The following is a 14,239-nucleotide window of genomic DNA, read 5'->3' on the forward strand; positions in this document are numbered from 1 at the left end:
CACCCTTAGGAGATTTTCTTGTGGTCAACCTTGACAGATGGCCCCATTGTCGGAGAAAGCGCCATGGTAGCAATATAATCACCCTTGAGATCGTTTGGCTTGTTCTTCATAATAACATGATGAACAGCCTTCACATTTTCAATAAGCTTCTCTGTATCAAGAGATTTTCTTCCCACGACAACATGCACATTCCCTGTCTTGTCAGCACGAATCTCAACCTTACCAGCCTTAAACTCCTTGACACCCTGGGCAATATCCAGTGTAACCGTTCCTGTCTTGGGGTTAGGCATCATCTTCGCTCGTCCAAGAATGGGAGCAATCTTACCAAGAATCTTCATCATATCAGGGGTTGCAAGCACAGCATCAAAATCCATCCAACCACCTGCAATCTTTTCAACAAGATCCTCAGCACCAACATAATCAGCACCAGCCTTTTGAGCTTCAGTCGCTTTCTCACCTGTAGCAAAAACCAAAACGCGAACCTGTTTCCCGATAGAATGGGGCATCACCAGAACGTCGCGTATATTGTGCTTCTGTTTAATATTGAGGTGATAACTTACACGAATGGGCTCATCAAACTTGGCAGTTGCCAGCTCCTTCACAATCGCACAAGCTTCTTCAAGAGAATAAAGCTTGGCAAGATCATACTTCTCCACAAGAGACAAATATCGTTTAAAACCCTTATAGAGAATTCCGCCTTTCTTTAAAACCTTCATACTATTCCTCCACCTCAACGCCCATATTACGCGCAGTTCCCGCAATAATCTTCATGGCAGCCTCAATGCTCTTTGCATTCAGGTCGGGCATTTTGATCTCAGCGATCTTCTGAAGCTGGGCTTTTGTGAGTTTCCCCACTTTTTGCTTGTTTGGAGCTCCAGAACCACTTTCGATACCAAGCTCCTTTTTGATCAGGTTTGAAGCCGGAGGCGTTTTGGTGATAAACGAGAACGTACGATCCTCATACACCTCAACAACAACCGGTATCACAAATCCTGCCTTGTCCTTTGTCGCCTCATTGAACTGCTTACAAAACTCCATCAGAGGCACGCCTTGAGGACCAAGAGCGGTACCTACCGGAGGAGCAGGATTTGCCTGACCCGCAGGAAGCTGCAACTTTACCACCGCTTTGATTTTTTTCTTCTTTGGTGCAGCCATGCGTTTCTCCTTACCTTAACTTAACCAATTTTTTGGACCTGGGTATACTCCAGTTCCAGGCGAACAAGTCGCCCAAATATTTCGACCGAGACAGCTAACATATTTTTATCATTGATGACTTCGAGAACCTCGCCTTCAAATCCAGCAAAGGCACCCTCCATCACCTTCACCCTATCCCCGACCGAGTACACACTTTCAAGTTTACCAGAAAGGGACTTGATCTCTCCCGTTTGTTCAAAAATCTGCTTCACCTCATCATACGAGAGAGGTTTCGGGCGTTTATTTCCACCCCCAGAGGAGAGAAACATGTTTACACCATTGATACTGCGTATAGCCGTGTAAACCTCTTTCCATTCAACCTCATCTTCAGGAATATCAAGCTCTACCAAGATATACCCTGGATAAAGAAGACGCTTCTTCTCTATCTTTTTACCCTTTCGCTCTACAACATAGTCCTCTTCAGGCAACTTTACGTTCAACAAAACATTGCGAAGAACATCTTGATTCTTCTTCGCCTCAAGATCCCTGTAGACCTTTTTCTCAAAGCCTGTATTCACTTGAATTACATACCAACCGCGAGCCATATCTACTTCACCGACAACATAATAAGAGTATTCACACCCCAGTCAATCAAAGACAAAAAGGCTGCCAGAACAACAATAAAAACCACAGTTACCCAGGCACCCTGGATTGCAAACTCTTTGGTAGGCCACGTTACTTTACGCAATTCCTCACGAGCTTCCTTCACAAAATTCCGATTAACTATCAAAACAACAATAGCCACCAGTGCCGTTATTCCAATAATAATCCAACTCATCAAAGCCGTCGTCATGACAACTCCTTTTTATACATTCAGGCCAGGAGGGACTCGAACCCCCAACCAACGGTTTTGGAGACCGCTACTCTACCAATTGAGCTACTGACCTGTAAAAACTATTTCACCTCTTTGTGCGCCACATGCTTGCGGCAGCGAGGACAATACTTTTTAAGGTGCAATTTCACACGCTGCTGCATCATTGTCTTGGTCTTGGTTGTGGAGTAGTTTCTCTCTCCACACGCTTCACATTCCAGGGTGACAATCTCAGCCATACGCTACTCCTTTTAGGATAAGCCCACAGGCGGGATTGAACCGCCGACCCCTTCCTTACCATGGAAGTGCTCTACCTACTGAGCTATATGGGCAAAAAATTTCAGGAACAATATTATATACCAAAACTGTCTCTTTTGTCAAGAAAAATAAGGGAAGAAAAGAAAAAAATATTTTATTTTAATTCTTCTTATTCGTTACACCCTCTCATAAATGAAATTCAAAGGGATCACCAAAGACAAACTTTTATCCCTCCAACACAAACTCAATCTCCCAGACAGTCCCATTGTCTTCTTTTCTCTCGTATTTTCCACCGAGTTGCTCAGTTACCAGCATAGTAACAAGCATTATTCCCAATCCTTGAGAAGAAGCATCCATCCTCTCCTCCATCCCCACACCATTATCACGTACTACCATAGAAACTTTCCCATCGTGCTCATGAATAGAAACAGCAATCTCCCCCGAATCGCGTCCTCGAAAAGCATACTTATACGCGTTGGTCAAAAGTTCGTTCATTACAATCCCAAGAAATACCGCCTTTTTGGCTGCAATCGTAACATCCGCGATATCAAGAGACAGTCTTATCCTTCTCTTCTCATCAAAAATATCACAAACCAGACGAATCACCTCTTCAATATACGCTTTCAAAGAAACCGTCTGATAACTCCCTTTCGTCAAAAGATTTTCATACAAAACCCGAATACTCTCTACCCTCCCAATGGATTCCTGAAGGAACTGTTTTGCCTCCGGGTTCTCTGTCGCATTTGCCTGGAGAGAAAGAAGACTCACAACATTCGTTATGTGATTTTTAATACGATGAAATGCCTCTCTCAGCAGCACCTCTTCCTCAGCTATTTTCTTTTTGAGAGCCTCTTCTGCTTGTTTTATGTCGCTAAGATCTCGAAACTCTGTAGAACGCACAAGTTTCCCTTTATAATAAACATTGCGGCCCTGAATAAGCAGGGGGTACTTTGTTCCATCTCTGCGAAGTCCTACAGCCTCGTAGGGCTTTTCATATCCTGAGAGAATCTTTTGCATCACATCCTCTCGAGACTCTTCAGCTATAAGGAGAAGCCCATTCATCCCGATGAGTTCCTCTTTTGAGTACCCCGTCATCCTGCAAAGAGCCTCATTACACTCAAGAATAACCCCTCGACCATGAATACCTATCCCTCCCATGGAGGCTTCCGCAAGAGATCGAAAACGCTCTTCACTTTCCTTAAGCTTTTCTTCGGCACGACGGTGTTCCATCTTTTCCTGAAAAAGCCTCAAAGCCATATTGATAGAAACATCCAAGACAACTGGAGAAGAGCTTTTCAGTATATACCCATACGAAGTAATTTTCTCCGCTTTTTCCACCACCTCGGGCTCTCCATGAGAGGAAAGAAAAATAATAGGAATATCTCTCACCTGCAAAATCTGCTGGGCTGCTTGTATACCATCTATCCCCCTGCCCAAATCAACATCCATGAGGATGATATCAAAATCTTGATTTTCCTTAGCAACGAGACGGATGGCGTCCTCCCCTGTTGTGACATGGGTAACGGTATACCCCTCTTTTTTTTCTGACATCGCGATAACGACTTCGTCTTCTACTAACAAAAGAGAAGCGTTCATCCCTTGTTTTTTCTCCTTGAACTTTTTCCTATCCGTAAAATGTTTAAAAAAATAAAAAAGCCCCAATACAGACATTATAATCACGTTTCTCTTTTATGTCAAAAATTAAAAAGTTTATTTAAAAAACTTCAATAAAAAACACCCCCATTTTTATTCTATTCAGAAAAAAATTTCAAAAGAAAAATGAAATAATCATAACCTTAGAGGAAGCCCCACGTGTTTCCTTGTTGTATTTTTTGCAAGTACCCCAATTTTTGTTGACATAAAGAAAAAAAAGCAGTATACTATTTAAGATATAAAAGTTAAACGCCGATACTAGTAGGGAACTTTTTTGGGGAGGACTTCCATGTCTCAAAGTCTCTACAAATATGAGATTATTGGACGAAAAAACGAAAATACTATCATCATGAGACTCGAAGATGGACGAGAAATCCAGGTGAAACAACTCGCCAAAGTAGACGATAGCCATGCACTCTTTAACACCCATGGCATGTACTATAAAGAGTTTCCAAGTGACTTCTCCAAGGTAAGAGCGTACACTTCTTATATCATCCAATACGCGCCTGATCTCTACAAGGAAGTAAACCTGCTCGAACAGCAGATCAGTGAAATCGTCAAAAATGGTATCGAACACGGAAACAAAATGGATCCAAATAAAAAGATCAAAGTATGGTTTGACTTTAACAAACGGGCAAAGGTCATTGTGGAAGACGAGGGCAATGGATTTCCTTTAATGAACGAATGGAATCAATTTGCTATAGATAGAACTATCTGTCTGGTAACCCAGGACTTTGAGCATTTTGCCGATCTCATTGCGTGGAAAGGTCCAGAATCAACAGAAATGGACGGTGGAAACGCTCTTTTCGCCGCTCTCGAATACTGGAACGGTGGTTTTCTTTACAACCAGCGGGGAAATCGTTGTGTCGCCGTTCGATACTTCCCCGACAATGCGGAATACCGAAAGTATGTGTAAAAACAGTACGTGTAAAAAAAGAAAAAAAGCCTTTTCCTTTCCGGGGAAAAGGCTTTTTTTTCTTGGAATATTTTCTATCCTGGGTGTTTCAATGACCAGTACCATAGAATCCTCTGATCCATCCTCATACCCCCGAGAAAGTGCTGTAAGGATTTTTTTGGCAGGAGATGTCAATTTTTCACGCTCCATTACCAATCTTGTAGAAAGAGACATTGATCCTCTCTTGTATGTGAAAAGAATCATAAGAGAGGCAGACATTGCCATTGTCAATCTTGAAACTACCATCGCCACCAACGGTACTCCTCAAACCAAAACCCATGTTTTTCGCAGCCCCCCTGAGGTTCTTCGTTTTCTCACCAATGCTGGTGTCGATATCGTGTCTCTTGCCAACAACCACGCAATGGACTATGGAGCAGAAGCGATGTTCGCCACGAGAAAACATCTCCAGGAGTATGGCATTCTTTTCACCGGAGCAGGGAGTAACTGGCAGGATGCCAGCCGTCCTCTCATACTCACCCAAAAAAACATCACTCTTGCCATCCTCTGTACGGGATTCCAGAAGCCTGAAGAGCTCCTCGCTACGGATAAACGTCCAGGAACTGCTGGCCTGAGATGGAAACGGATTCTCTCTCTGGTCACCCATCTGGAAAAAGAGGTGGATTATCTCATTTTTTTTGTTCACTGGGGATGGGAATACGTTGCCCCTCCGCTTGCCGATGAACAAATCTCTCATGCGCACGCTCTTATCGATGCCGGCGTGGACGCTATTATAGGTCACCATCCTCACCTTATCCAGGGATTGGAGATCTACAAAGGCAAACCTATCTTTTACAGTGTGGGAAACTTTCTTTTCCCCCAATGGGAAATCAAAGAAGCTCGCGCCGCTTTCGCGGTAGTACTCGATCTCCAAAAGACAAACACCACCATCATCACCCATCCCTACCTCATTCCCATCTACCGGCTTTCCACGACTCTTCAGCCTATCATAGCCGGTGGAAAAGAAGAAGAGGAGGTTTACCAGCTGGTTACCTCTCGTTCTTCTCTGCTGGGAAGCAACTGGATCCTCCAGAAAGAACGAAAATCCTGGGTGCCGTTCTGGAGAGTTGTCCCTAAACCCTGATTTCAGCCGGAATATCCTCTTCGTTGGAATACCGAGACAAAACAGGGTCTACATGTTCAGCAATAAACTCCTCAACCTGCCAGGGCGCCCTTCCTACATACTGGGAGAGATCGCGTATCCTCGCCCAGATCTCCTCTGGTATGGGAAAATGTCCTGACTCCTTCATTGCTTGAAGCATGTCAAACTCCCGTCCCTCACGAACGGCTGCAACCTGCTGCATGGCATACTCACGAATCACCTCGTGAAGTTTCTGTCTGTCCCCTCCCCTTTTAACAGCCTCCATCAGAATATTCTCTGTTGCATAAAAAGGAAGATTCTGCATCATGATCTTATGTATCACTTCAGGATAGACCTTTAGCCCTGAAAAAAGCCTTTGGCACAGGATCAAAATTGCATCAATGGCAAGAAACCCTTCTGCCATAGAGATACGACGATTGGCAGAATCATCCAGGGTCCGTTCAAGAAACTGATTAGCATAGGTGTAGGAGGCGTTTTGAACATCATTGATCACATAACGAGCTAACGCGGTAATGCGTTCAGCAAGAATAGGATTCCTTTTGTAAGGCATAGCCGAAGATCCAACCTGCTTCTTGTCAAAGGGTTCCTCAACCTGCCAGGAATGCTGCATGAGGCGAATATCGTTACAAGCCCTGTGAGCTGTCGTCGCGATGTTGGAGAGAAGCTGAAGGATATGAACATCAAACTTTCTTGTCAGGGTTTGCCCGGAAACGGGCACCACTTTCTCAAAACCAAGCTTTTGAGCTACCAGATGATCAAGTTTTCGCACCTTTTCCCGATCACCATCAAAAAGCTCCATAAAACTTGCCTGAGTCCCCGTTGTTCCCTTCGCACCTCGAAGCATCAGTTTCTCCATACGGTACTCAATCTCCTCAAGATCAAGGAGGAAATCATACAACCATAAGCTGATACGTTTTCCCAGGGTGGTAGGTTGCGCGGGTTGAAGGTGCGTGTACCCCAAAACGGGAAGTTTTCGGTACTCCCATGCCATAGTGCGCAGGGTGCGTATCACACTCACCAGGCGTTTACGGACGAGTTTCAGGGCACGCCGATAAAGAATCACATCCGTGTTGTCAGTGACAAAACACGAGGTCGCTCCAAGATGAATAATTCCCGCAGCTTTCTGAGCAACTTCACCATAAGCACGGATATGGCTCATCACATCATGGTGAATCTCCTTTTCAATCTCCCGTGCACGCTCCAGGTTAAGATTTTCGCGGTTCTTTTTGAGATCTTCTATTTGCTCATCGGTTATAGGAAGTCCCAGCTCTTTCTCTGCCTCGGCAAGAGCAATCCAGCAATCTCTCCACGTAAGAAATTTCGTTTCTTCGGAGAAGATTTCCAGCATTTCCTTCGAAGCGTATCGGGTCTCCAGGGGATTTTGATACACGGCCATGACTATCCCTCCATGTTTTCCACGATAGCTTTGGTAAACTCACTGGTCTTTACCTCACGTGAGCCAGGCATCTGGCGGGCAAGATCATAGGTGACAACGCCACTGGCAATAGTCTTCTGAAGTCCCTGTTCAATCAGTTGAGCCGCCTCAATCCAGCCAAGATACTCAAGCATCATCTTCCCGGAGAGAATCACCGAACCCGGATTGACTTTGTCCAGCCCTGCATATTTTGGAGCTGTCCCGTGTGTTGCCTCAAAAACTGCGTAAAAGTCACCAATATTTCCACCGGGTGCCATACCAAGTCCCCCAACCTGCGCTGCCACTGCATCCGAGAGGTAATCCCCATTGAGGTTCATCGTCACAAGGATATCGTATTCATCAGGACGGAGCAGTGCCTGTTGAAACATGTTATCAGCTATCCTGTCCTTGATCACGATCCTGTCTGTTGGACCGGTAAGCTCGGATTCAAGGATGATCTTGTCACCAAATTCCCGCCTGGCAAGTTCGTAACACCAATTTTTGAAAGCCCCTTCGGTGTATTTCATGATATTGCCTTTGTGAACAATCGTGATAGATTTTCGATGGTTGGCAATCGCGTATTCAAGAGCCTTCCTCATGATGCGTTCACTTCCAAACCGACTCATGGGCTTAATACCGATCCCTGAGTCAGGACGAATCTTTTTCCCTGTCCTGCTCTCAATATAGGCTATAATATCTCTTGCCTCGGCAGTATCCATAGCCCACTCAAGCCCAGAATAAACATCCTCGGTGTTTTCACGAAAGATAATCATATCTACCTTTTCAGGATTTTTGACAGGGCAAGGAGTCCCCTGATAGTATTTTACAGGACGGATACACGCATAAAGGTCTAGCACCTGTCGTAGCGTGACATTGAGACTTTTGAAGCCCTCCCCTACAGGGGTCGTAAGGGGTCCCTTAATAGCTACATAATACTCCTGAATAGCCTCCACCGTCTCATCCGGAAGATAGGTTCCATACAGTTGATTAGCCTTCTCTCCCGCGTACACCTCCATCCAGACTATCTTCCTCCGACCATGATAAGCTCTGGCTACAGCCTGATCAAAAACATACTGCGAGGCACGCCATATATCCGGACCTGTCCCATCCCCTTCAATAAAAGGAATAATAGGAGTATCAGGAACTACCAGCGTATTATTTTGTACCGTTATCTTCTCTCCTTCCACAGGAACGGAAATTCTCTGATATGCCATCTCCTTCCTCCTTAAAAATTGCCCAATATGATGAAGCAAAAAGAGATTTTTTGCAAGAAAGCGAAAAGATGAGACTATTGTAAGGGTTGTTCCAGTAGATTCGAGAAAAACGTTTTTGAGATCAAGAAGACCTCTTTTTACCAAAAAGACAATGAAGCTCATCGTAGAACCTTTGTCTTTTGTCAAAAATTCCTCGTATCCCCAAAAAATGATCGTTTTGTAAAAATTGTGACAAATGCCTATTGACATTTTTGCTCGCAAAAGGTATGATAATATTGTCCTGAAAGGGAAAACTCTTTTTCTCCATTCACAAAGCTCGTTTTCCCTTAAGCGACAACAAGTGAAATCCCAAAATCTCTGGCTTGGCTAACTTTCCAGAAGATACAGGGACTTCCTGCTATAATTTTACAAAAGATACAAGAGACCACTATTCTAACCTATACAAAAAGGAGGAAGATATGAAAGAAAAACCTTTGTTGTTTACTTTTTTGGTGTTGAGTCTGACAGGATTGTCAATCACCTGGTCAAAGACAAATTACTCTCACCTTTTAGGACATCATTATGGCCTCTCAACGGCAGGGGGACTGTTTTACCGGCATTATGTGGGAACCAATTTTTCCTGGCAGGTAAGTTTTTACCCTATGTACATGAATGATCCTACGATTGCAAGCGAACCCTCTTTTCTTTTCTCTTTTGGAAACATGGAACAACTTTTCTTGCATTTTACCCAGCTTAACACCAGCTCTATGAAAGGGCAATTGTTTCTCTGGGCTGGAGGAAGTATCCAGTATCAAAAAGGGGGTTCTTATCCCAACTTGCAACATTTTACCCCAAAAATCCTCCAATTTGGGTTATCTTAAGCTCTTAACCCCTTGATTTTTATGAATATCGTTTCTGGAAATTAGTATGTAGTCCCTAAATAATAGTTTCTACTTGACATTACTGCCACTCCTATGCTATACTCTACTCATGTTCGTTAAACCTATATCCATACCTAACAGAAAGACTGGTAAACGGTATACCTACTACCGCCTCTGTGAGAGTTATCGCCTCGGTAATACTGTAAGACATAGAAATATTCTCAACCTTGGTAAGCTCGAAGAACTTCCTGATAGATCAGACCATAAAGTTCTTGCTGACAGGATTGAACAGATTGTTTACAAGAGGCCTTCCCTTTTTGTTTCACAGATACCTGAAAAGATAGAAAACCTTGCTCAGCATTATGCCAGAATTATCATAAACAAGGGGTTACTGGATATACCAAAGGAATCCCTAAGCACAGAGGCAGCAGATGAGGGTCTCATGACTATCAGGAGGTAGATGTAAACAGTCTTGAGCATAATGATGCTCGTGAGGTTGGTGCTGAGTGGTTATGCAGGCAGGCACTTGAGGAGTTAGGGTTATCGAGATATTTTCTGGGTGAATTGGGTGGGAAGATGGATTAAGATGGCGATGATATACATAACTGCCCGTGCGGTATTTCCTGCTTCTGAGCACAAGACAGAGGAATGGCTGAAGGAAAACAGTGGGTTAAGTGAACTTTATGGGGTAGAGCCTGGGCGTGTAAGCAGGCACCATCTTTACAAAGTGAGCCGAAAGCTTTATCAAGCCAAAGAGGAGATAGATCGATGGATGGCCAGACGCACTGGGGAGTTATTTACACCGCAAGACAAGATAATACTCTATGATCTAACGAATCTCTATTTTGAGGGGAGAAGAGGGATAGTGAGAAGGCGAGGTTTGGTCGGAGCAAAGAGAGGCGTAATGATGCAAAGCTTATGGCATTGGGATTGGTGACAGACACGATGGGTTTCATCCGATACAGCCATATCTATGAAGGAAACATCAGGGACAGTAAGACTTTGAAGAAGACTATTAAAGACATGGAGGAGCGATATCCTTCGGAGGGTCACTGTCCTGTGATAGTAATAGATGCAGGGATAGCCACTGAGGAGAATCTCAGGATGTTACGGAGCAAAAGAGGGACTATGTATGTGTATCCCTTGCGAAGATGAAAGACCGTCATATAGCTGAGATAGAGGAGAAGGGCAGAAGGCTTACAGACAGGAGAGGCAATGAGATTTTTGCCCAATGGGTAGAAGTTGAAGGATATGAAGACAGGTTTTGTATATAAAGAGCAAGGGGAAGGCGCTCAAAGAGCAGAGCATGGAAGAGGAACTCTCAAAGAGGTATGAAGAGGGGCTGGAGTCTATCAAGCGGGGGATAGAGAGGAAGGGAGGGATAAAGAGGATAGAGAAGGTATATGAGAGGCTTGGGAGGTTAAAAGAGAGATACCCCTCGGTGAACCGTCTGTACGAGGTGAAGATAAAGGAGAAGGATGGGATAGCGACGGAGATTAAGTGGAAGAGGGTGGAAGGAGTGAAGGTGCCTGGGGCATACTTTATCCGCACCACCCTCAAGGGGGAAGATGAAGAGACGATATGGAAGATATACAACACATTGAGGGAGATAGAGGGAACATTCAGGGTATTGAAGAGTGATCTGAAGATGAGACCAGTGTTTCATCAAAAAGACATCTATTCAGAGGCACACATCTATGGGAGTATCCTTGCGTATATGGTTGTAAACACCATAAGGCAAAAGCTCAAGGCGAAGGGGATAAGAGATGATTGGAGTAATATAGTCAGGAGGATGAACACGCAGAAGCTTATTACCAGTGAGATGAAGACGAGGACAGGGAGGACGATTTACATAAAGAAATGCAGTAAACCCATCGTTCGTGTAAGGGAGATATATCATGCCCTGAACTATAAGGAATGTCCCTTCTTTCAGAAAAAATCCGTGTTACCTAAAAGGGAGAATCGAAAAAATGAAAGCCTTGATACATCTTAGTTTTAGAGCATTAGGTTGCAAGTTGGGTTATGAAAATGGAGAATGGCATACAACCGAATCCTATAGATTTGCTCTTGGAGGAGGCCCGGGTATCGAGGTAATTCTTTATGACCACTTTGTTTATACCCTCGGGGGAGGATATGCTTTCTTTGCGGTATTGCAAAATAACAAAGAAACAAGAGTAGATGTGAACTTTACTTTTGAAGTCTCTGCCGGCTATCTTTTTTAAAAGGAGGAAACCATGAAAAGATATATTTCTTTTATTCTTGTATGTTTTTTGGCCATAAGTATAGGCTGGACTGAAAGTGTGGTGACTTCTTTCGAAACAAATACCAACGATCCTACAGTATCAACGAATGGATCCACCCCTCTGTCAGAAACAACCGCAACCGACCAGGAAAACACTCCCTCCTCTTCTCAAGCATCAGAGAACACCAAAATCAACACAGAGGAAACCACCTTTCGCCATATGCTGGGTTTCCATGGGGGGATGTCTTCAGGTGCGGGGCTCTGTTATCGCCAATATGTGGGAAAAGCCTTTAGCTGGCAACTTTCTTTTCTCCCATTTTACACAAGTAGAGACTGGAATGGTAAATCTTCTGGTTTCTTGATTGGAGGCTTTTTTGCTCAATGGTTTCTAAGCGATTTCGCTCATCCTGCCATTTCTCTGGAAGGACGATTTTTTATCTATGCAGGTGCCATAGCAGGATATTTTGTAGAATCAGAGGGTGGAAACGACTATACCCTGGGAGGGGGAGGTGGTATAGGCTTTGAAACGTATGTTCTCAAAAATATTGTCTTTACCACCGCGGTAGGTTATAACACTGGTTTTAATCGCCTCATCCAGCATATCAATAGTTCCATGTTATCGTTTGAAGGGACTATAGGCTATAGATTCTAACATAATAAAAAGAGGCTGTCATCAGACAGCCTCTTTTTTTATTCTTTTGCAAGAAGTTCTTTAAAAGGTTTTCCGTAAACAAAAGCACGGTAACTTTTGGGCAGGTCTACAAATGAAAAATCTCGACGGAGAAGCTTATCTTTGTACTTGGAAACCGGGATATCCTCGTAAATCAATCCTTTCACAATGCCTGCTCGGGTAATATCGTTTACAAAAACCGCTCCCATGATACGATTATCCTTTATGACAAACTTGCGGTACGTCACTCCATCATCATAGAGTTTCTCTAAAATCTCATAGTCGGCGGGATTTTGAGGATTGGTTTCTCCATAGGAAATGGTGTACAGATCCTCAAAGTACAAAGAGTTCATCGGAATAGACCCATCATACTCAAGGGGTTTCCCCACCATTGAAAGCCCGGCAAAATACCCCATCTTGCGAGCCACCGGCCAGATAGCGATAACCATGTTTTCTTTCGTAAGAAAGTTGTACCCTTTGGCCACATCCCCCGCTGCATAAATATCCGGAAGATTGGTTTGCATAAATCGATTTACCTCAATACCACGGTTCACCGTAATACCAGCCTCTTCAGCAAGCTTGGTCTCCGGTGTAACCCCAATAGAGATGTACACAAGATCGGTATCTATCACATCCCCTGTGGAGAGTTTAACCTGACGAACACGATTGTCGCCAAGAATTTCTGTGACACTGGCATTGGTGTAGATCTTTACTCCATGTTTCTGCATCTTCTCTGCCATGAGACGAGAACTTACCGGATCAAGAGCTCGCCCCAAAATAATAGGAGCCAACTCTACCATAGTAACCTCTACCCCAAGATGAACAAGGGCTTCCGTGGCCTTCAGACCAATAAGCCCACCACCGATCACCACTGCTTTCTTTGCACCACGTTTTAATACCTGTTCACGCATGACTTTTGCTTCATCAAGAGTAAAAAAGTGCATTACTCCATCAAGCTCCTTGCCGGGCATGGGAGGACTGATGGGTTTTCCTCCTGTGTTAATGAGGAGATACTCATAGCCTATCTCCTCACCTGAAGCAAGTTTCACTGTCTTGGATTTTGGCTGGATAGCTACCACTTCTGCATTGGTAAGAACCTTAACATTTCGCATTTCACTGTAGGACTTGCCACGGTAAAAGATCCCATCATCATCTATTTTTCCCATGGCGTAGTCTACAATGGCTGGTCTTCCATAAGCCACGTAAGGCTCTTTCGTAAGAGTCATGATAGTACCATCTTTATCATATTGGCGGATAGCCTCTATCATTCCGATAGCTCCCGCTGAATACCCAATCGTGAGATATTTTGCTTTGATCATACGCTTTTCTCCTTAGTCGATGAGGTTAAGGTCTTCACCAGCAACATACTCATGGTAAGAGCCCCGCAGCGGTGTTTCTTTTGGAAGCTTTTCATCCCTGTCCTCAAAAACCAGGGCATCATTGGGACAGGCCTGCACACACGCTGGTCCCTCTGCACGTCCCTCACAAAGATCACACTTGTCTGAGACACGCAAGCCAAGCTCTTTATCTACGCGGGTAGTAATGGAACCCTGAGGACAAGCCATAATACACATCCAGCATCCGATACAGCGTTCCTGATCAACTTTCACCAGTCCTGTATCATCATAGCGCCACATCGCGCCCACGGGACAAGCCTCCACACACTCGGCATGTTCACACATACGACAGTTAGCAGAAAAAGAAAGGGGTCCGCGCATCTGGACTTCTATTTTGGAATTTACCTTGGGCTTTTCCGAAAAAGCCACAAAGATATTTTTCGATTTTGAATGCTCGAGAATACAGGCCACCTCACAAAGGTGACAGGCAACACAGTACTCTTCTCTCGGATAAACTCTTTTCACAGCTTCC

General features: G+C 44.1%; 20 protein-coding genes and 2 tRNA genes. 10 read left to right on the top strand and 12 right to left on the bottom strand.

Annotated elements, in window-relative coordinates; all coding sequences use genetic code 11:
- Positions 1-5 precede the first annotated feature (5 nt).
- The 8 genes from rplA to KDW03_RS02665 all read right to left on the bottom strand — a co-directional run bounded on the left by rplA (position 6) and on the right by KDW03_RS02665 (position 3,859).
- Complete coding sequence (gene rplA / locus KDW03_RS02630; RefSeq protein WP_271435849.1) at positions 6-716, bottom strand: 50S ribosomal protein L1; 711 nt, start codon at positions 714-716, stop codon at positions 6-8.
- A 1-nt stretch (position 717) separates the two neighbouring features.
- Positions 718-1,155, bottom strand: coding sequence for a 50S ribosomal protein L11 (gene rplK, locus KDW03_RS02635; RefSeq protein WP_271435850.1), 438 nt, complete (start codon positions 1,153-1,155; stop codon positions 718-720).
- Positions 1,156-1,175: 20 nt separating this feature from the next.
- Positions 1,176-1,739, bottom strand: coding sequence for a transcription termination/antitermination protein NusG (gene nusG / locus KDW03_RS02640; RefSeq protein WP_271435851.1), 564 nt, complete (start codon positions 1,737-1,739; stop codon positions 1,176-1,178).
- Between the two features lie 2 nt (positions 1,740-1,741).
- The gene (gene secE / locus KDW03_RS02645) at positions 1,742-1,987 is read right to left on the bottom strand and encodes a preprotein translocase subunit SecE (RefSeq protein ID WP_271435852.1); all 246 of its coding nucleotides are present in this window, start codon (positions 1,985-1,987) and stop codon (positions 1,742-1,744) included.
- A 21-nt stretch (positions 1,988-2,008) separates the two neighbouring features.
- Positions 2,009-2,081, bottom strand: a tRNA-Trp gene (locus tag KDW03_RS02650).
- A gap of 7 nt (positions 2,082-2,088) precedes the next feature.
- Positions 2,089-2,244, bottom strand: a complete 156-nt coding sequence (rpmG, locus tag KDW03_RS02655; RefSeq protein ID WP_271435853.1) for a 50S ribosomal protein L33 — start codon at positions 2,242-2,244, stop codon at positions 2,089-2,091.
- A gap of 20 nt (positions 2,245-2,264) precedes the next feature.
- Positions 2,265-2,337, bottom strand: a tRNA-Thr gene (locus KDW03_RS02660).
- Between the two features lie 151 nt (positions 2,338-2,488).
- Positions 2,489-3,859, bottom strand: a complete 1,371-nt coding sequence (locus tag KDW03_RS02665; protein ID WP_271435854.1) for a PAS domain S-box protein — start codon at positions 3,857-3,859, stop codon at positions 2,489-2,491.
- A 406-nt stretch (positions 3,860-4,265) separates the two neighbouring features.
- Between KDW03_RS02665 and KDW03_RS02670 the strand changes: the two genes are divergently transcribed.
- The gene (locus KDW03_RS02670) at positions 4,266-4,832 is read left to right on the top strand and encodes an ATP-binding protein (protein ID WP_408648349.1); all 567 of its coding nucleotides are present in this window, start codon (positions 4,266-4,268) and stop codon (positions 4,830-4,832) included.
- 91 nt (positions 4,833-4,923) lie between these two features.
- Positions 4,924-5,952, top strand: a complete 1,029-nt coding sequence (locus KDW03_RS02675; protein WP_271435856.1) for a CapA family protein — start codon at positions 4,924-4,926, stop codon at positions 5,950-5,952.
- Here KDW03_RS02675 and purB read toward each other — a convergent pair.
- Both purB and icd read right to left on the bottom strand, forming a co-directional pair.
- Positions 5,942-7,366 (bottom strand): adenylosuccinate lyase, encoded by a 1,425-nt coding sequence (purB, locus tag KDW03_RS02680; protein WP_271435857.1) that lies wholly within the window; start codon positions 7,364-7,366, stop codon positions 5,942-5,944. The genes KDW03_RS02675 and purB overlap by 11 nt on opposite strands.
- A gap of 2 nt (positions 7,367-7,368) precedes the next feature.
- On the bottom strand, positions 7,369-8,598 hold the full coding sequence (gene icd / locus KDW03_RS02685; protein ID WP_271435858.1) for an isocitrate dehydrogenase (NADP(+)): 1,230 nt from the start codon (positions 8,596-8,598) through the stop codon (positions 7,369-7,371).
- Positions 8,599-9,056: 458 nt separating this feature from the next.
- Here icd and KDW03_RS02690 point away from each other — a divergent pair, with 458 nt between their 5' ends.
- The 8 genes from KDW03_RS02690 (at position 9,057) to KDW03_RS02725 (ending at position 12,352) form a co-directional block, all read left to right on the top strand.
- Positions 9,057-9,458 carry a hypothetical protein gene (locus KDW03_RS02690; protein ID WP_271435859.1) on the top strand — a complete coding sequence of 134 codons (402 nt, stop codon included), beginning with the start codon at positions 9,057-9,059 and terminating at the stop codon, positions 9,456-9,458.
- A gap of 109 nt (positions 9,459-9,567) precedes the next feature.
- A complete protein-coding gene (locus KDW03_RS02695) occupies positions 9,568-9,918 on the top strand; it encodes a hypothetical protein (RefSeq protein WP_271435860.1) in 351 nt (116 codons plus the stop codon).
- 108 nt (positions 9,919-10,026) lie between these two features.
- The gene (locus KDW03_RS02700) at positions 10,027-10,395 is read left to right on the top strand and encodes a hypothetical protein (RefSeq protein ID WP_271435861.1); all 369 of its coding nucleotides are present in this window, start codon (positions 10,027-10,029) and stop codon (positions 10,393-10,395) included.
- Positions 10,377-10,613, top strand: a complete 237-nt coding sequence (locus KDW03_RS02705; RefSeq protein WP_271435862.1) for a transposase — start codon at positions 10,377-10,379, stop codon at positions 10,611-10,613. The genes KDW03_RS02700 and KDW03_RS02705 overlap by 19 nt, the downstream gene beginning before the upstream one ends.
- A complete protein-coding gene (locus tag KDW03_RS02710; RefSeq protein ID WP_271435863.1) occupies positions 10,610-10,732 on the top strand; it encodes a hypothetical protein in 123 nt (40 codons plus the stop codon). The genes KDW03_RS02705 and KDW03_RS02710 overlap by 4 nt, the downstream gene beginning before the upstream one ends.
- A gap of 32 nt (positions 10,733-10,764) precedes the next feature.
- Positions 10,765-11,451, top strand: coding sequence for a hypothetical protein (locus KDW03_RS02715; RefSeq protein WP_271435864.1), 687 nt, complete (start codon positions 10,765-10,767; stop codon positions 11,449-11,451).
- A complete protein-coding gene (locus KDW03_RS02720; protein WP_271435865.1) occupies positions 11,429-11,680 on the top strand; it encodes a hypothetical protein in 252 nt (83 codons plus the stop codon). The genes KDW03_RS02715 and KDW03_RS02720 overlap by 23 nt, the downstream gene beginning before the upstream one ends.
- A gap of 12 nt (positions 11,681-11,692) precedes the next feature.
- Positions 11,693-12,352 carry a hypothetical protein gene (locus tag KDW03_RS02725; protein ID WP_271435866.1) on the top strand — a complete coding sequence of 220 codons (660 nt, stop codon included), beginning with the start codon at positions 11,693-11,695 and terminating at the stop codon, positions 12,350-12,352.
- Between the two features lie 38 nt (positions 12,353-12,390).
- Here the strand turns inward: KDW03_RS02725 and KDW03_RS02730 are convergent, their stop codons facing one another.
- The gene (locus KDW03_RS02730; RefSeq protein ID WP_271435867.1) at positions 12,391-13,689 is read right to left on the bottom strand and encodes an NAD(P)/FAD-dependent oxidoreductase; all 1,299 of its coding nucleotides are present in this window, start codon (positions 13,687-13,689) and stop codon (positions 12,391-12,393) included.
- Between the two features lie 12 nt (positions 13,690-13,701).
- Complete coding sequence (locus tag KDW03_RS02735) at positions 13,702-14,232, bottom strand: 4Fe-4S dicluster domain-containing protein (protein ID WP_271435868.1); 531 nt, start codon at positions 14,230-14,232, stop codon at positions 13,702-13,704.
- Positions 14,233-14,239 lie beyond the last annotated feature (7 nt).

Source organism: Thermospira aquatica, assembly GCF_023525255.1.
GTDB classification, from domain to species: domain Bacteria; phylum Spirochaetota; class Brevinematia; order Brevinematales; family Thermospiraceae; genus Thermospira; species Thermospira aquatica.

Coding starts and splice junctions, on each gene's coding strand:
- rplA (WP_271435849.1), bottom strand. CDS start 716: ATGAAGGTTTTAAAGAAAGGCGGAATTCTCTATAAGGGTTTTAAACGA.
- rplK (WP_271435850.1), bottom strand. CDS start 1,155: ATGGCTGCACCAAAGAAGAAAAAAATCAAAGCGGTGGTAAAGTTGCAG.
- nusG (WP_271435851.1), bottom strand. CDS start 1,739: ATGGCTCGCGGTTGGTATGTAATTCAAGTGAATACAGGCTTTGAGAAA.
- secE (WP_271435852.1), bottom strand. CDS start 1,987: ATGACGACGGCTTTGATGAGTTGGATTATTATTGGAATAACGGCACTG.
- rpmG (WP_271435853.1), bottom strand. CDS start 2,244: ATGGCTGAGATTGTCACCCTGGAATGTGAAGCGTGTGGAGAGAGAAAC.
- KDW03_RS02665 (WP_271435854.1), bottom strand. CDS start 3,859: ATGAACGCTTCTCTTTTGTTAGTAGAAGACGAAGTCGTTATCGCGATG.
- KDW03_RS02670 (WP_408648349.1), top strand. CDS start 4,266: ATGAGACTCGAAGATGGACGAGAAATCCAGGTGAAACAACTCGCCAAA.
- KDW03_RS02675 (WP_271435856.1), top strand. CDS start 4,924: ATGACCAGTACCATAGAATCCTCTGATCCATCCTCATACCCCCGAGAA.
- purB (WP_271435857.1), bottom strand. CDS start 7,366: ATGGCCGTGTATCAAAATCCCCTGGAGACCCGATACGCTTCGAAGGAA.
- icd (WP_271435858.1), bottom strand. CDS start 8,598: ATGGCATATCAGAGAATTTCCGTTCCTGTGGAAGGAGAGAAGATAACG.
- KDW03_RS02690 (WP_271435859.1), top strand. CDS start 9,057: ATGAAAGAAAAACCTTTGTTGTTTACTTTTTTGGTGTTGAGTCTGACA.
- KDW03_RS02695 (WP_271435860.1), top strand. CDS start 9,568: ATGTTCGTTAAACCTATATCCATACCTAACAGAAAGACTGGTAAACGG.
- KDW03_RS02705 (WP_271435862.1), top strand. CDS start 10,377: ATGGCATTGGGATTGGTGACAGACACGATGGGTTTCATCCGATACAGC.
- KDW03_RS02710 (WP_271435863.1), top strand. CDS start 10,610: ATGAAAGACCGTCATATAGCTGAGATAGAGGAGAAGGGCAGAAGGCTT.
- KDW03_RS02715 (WP_271435864.1), top strand. CDS start 10,765: ATGGAAGAGGAACTCTCAAAGAGGTATGAAGAGGGGCTGGAGTCTATC.
- KDW03_RS02720 (WP_271435865.1), top strand. CDS start 11,429: ATGAAAGCCTTGATACATCTTAGTTTTAGAGCATTAGGTTGCAAGTTG.
- KDW03_RS02725 (WP_271435866.1), top strand. CDS start 11,693: ATGAAAAGATATATTTCTTTTATTCTTGTATGTTTTTTGGCCATAAGT.
- KDW03_RS02730 (WP_271435867.1), bottom strand. CDS start 13,689: ATGATCAAAGCAAAATATCTCACGATTGGGTATTCAGCGGGAGCTATC.